Source organism: Mesorhizobium sp. M1365, from assembly GCF_040317865.1.
Lineage (GTDB): Bacteria > Pseudomonadota > Alphaproteobacteria > Rhizobiales > Rhizobiaceae > Mesorhizobium.
Genome location: NZ_JAMYLG010000102.1, coordinates 1 through 1,562 on the forward strand (window position 1 = coordinate 1; position 1,562 = coordinate 1,562).

Below are 1,562 nucleotides of genomic sequence, written 5' to 3' on the forward strand. Positions count from 1 at the left end.
CTCGCAGTCGCGGCAGGTGAACTCACATGGGCCCGTCAATGTAAAGCGGGTTCAAAAACGCATGTTCGGCACTCCCATCGATCCAGTATCCAGGCTCGAGCTCATCATCTGACTGGAGCACTTCCACCAGTCCAAACTCACATACGGTCGCCGCTTTTTATCGGCCGCACCAAAATCCCTCTTTCGTAGGCGGAGGCTCGGTAGGACAAAACCCTTCTTCTCGTCGGCGCGTGACGCCACATTCACCCTTCGGTTTGTCCTGTCTGGATCTGCCCGCACCACTGCGGGAGATTGAGGCGATTTTCATCAGTCAGGCCGCCTTCAGCTTTGCGCCTTCAATGACCACTCCATGAACGGCATATTTCCAGAGAGCTACAAGAAGCTTTCTTGCCAGCGCGACTATCGCGGTTTTCTTCCCGCGCCCCCCGTTTCGTTGCACGCGCTCCATGAACCATGTGCTGAGGGCCGAATTCGGCTGATGGTGTAGCCATAGCCATGCCAGCTGGATCATGACTGTCCGAAGTCGCGGGTTACCAGCCTTCCCGACACCTTGTTCATGATCTACAGAGCCACTCTGCCAAGGGGTAGGCGCCAGGCCAGCGTAGGCAGCGACTTGGCGGCGATTATCGAAGTTGCGGAAGAGCCCCTCCGACCAGAGAACCGCAGCGACTTCAGCACCAATACCCTTAAGCTGCACGATCATGGACGCCGGGTTCGGCATAGAGTCGCTCACGACATTGAGCAACGCGTCCCGTTCTGCTTCAACCTCCTTGATCTGTGCAAGGAGGATTTCGAGACGATCAAGTTCCCGTAAAATCTGTGCTTTAACTTGACGTGGCAGCGGGTGTCCGTCGCCCGTTCGCAGTTCCTCCAGTCGAGCGCGGCGATTTTGGTAGATCGGTTCGTAGTCGCCAATTCCTTGTGCGAACAGCAAGCCTTTGATCCGGTTTACGTGCAGGATTCTCTCTGCGATCAGCGTCTTTCGCTCTCGGCAGATTCGACGACGATCCTCTTCATCACGAGTGGGAACCCTGACCATCGCACACACCCTTGGTTCCCCTCGCTTGTAGGCCAGAAGCGTCCGCACCAAGGTTTCCCCATCAATTTTGTCGGTCTTCGCCCGCCGATGTTTTCGGGACGTCAGAACCGAAGCAGGATCAACTACCCAGCTTTCGATTCCATTCTTCTCAAGTGTGCGGTGGATCCAGAATCCGTCGAGACCGGCTTCTTGGATAACGACCACGGGATACGTTTTGCCGGTGCGCGATCGCCCCTTCTGTTGGAGTTCTGCGAGCCTTTTCAGGAGATCCGCAACATCGCCTCCCAGAACTGAGTGCTTCGACATTTTCTCTCCCCCTCCCGGCGAAAGAGATGTGATCAACCACCGTGTTCTGCTCAATTCCAGCGACACGAAGATCGCGCAGAGTTCGGTGCGAATGGCGATCGAAGTTTCAAATTGACCGGTTTGCATGCCTGGCTCCCGAGTGGTGTTTGTAACAACCACACATTCGCAAGAGCGGTGGCTGCTATCCAGTCGCCCATAGGATCTTCTCCCGCACGTG

The 1,562-nt window shown here is 56.0% G+C and carries 1 protein-coding gene; it reads right to left on the reverse strand.

The window, feature by feature from the left end; genetic code table 11:
• Nucleotides 1-310: 310 nt before the first annotated feature.
• Entirely contained in the window at nucleotides 311-1,471 is a 1,161-nt protein-coding gene (locus NKH04_RS33055) for an IS110 family RNA-guided transposase (protein ID WP_353045603.1), read from the reverse strand.
• Between the last annotated feature and the right edge of the window lie 91 nt (nucleotides 1,472-1,562).

What these genes read in the sequence shown, in the direction of transcription:
- NKH04_RS33055 (WP_353045603.1), bottom strand. Translation starts at nt 1,471, where the DNA reads ATGCAAACCGGTCAATTTGAAACTTCGATCGCCATTCGCACCGAACTC.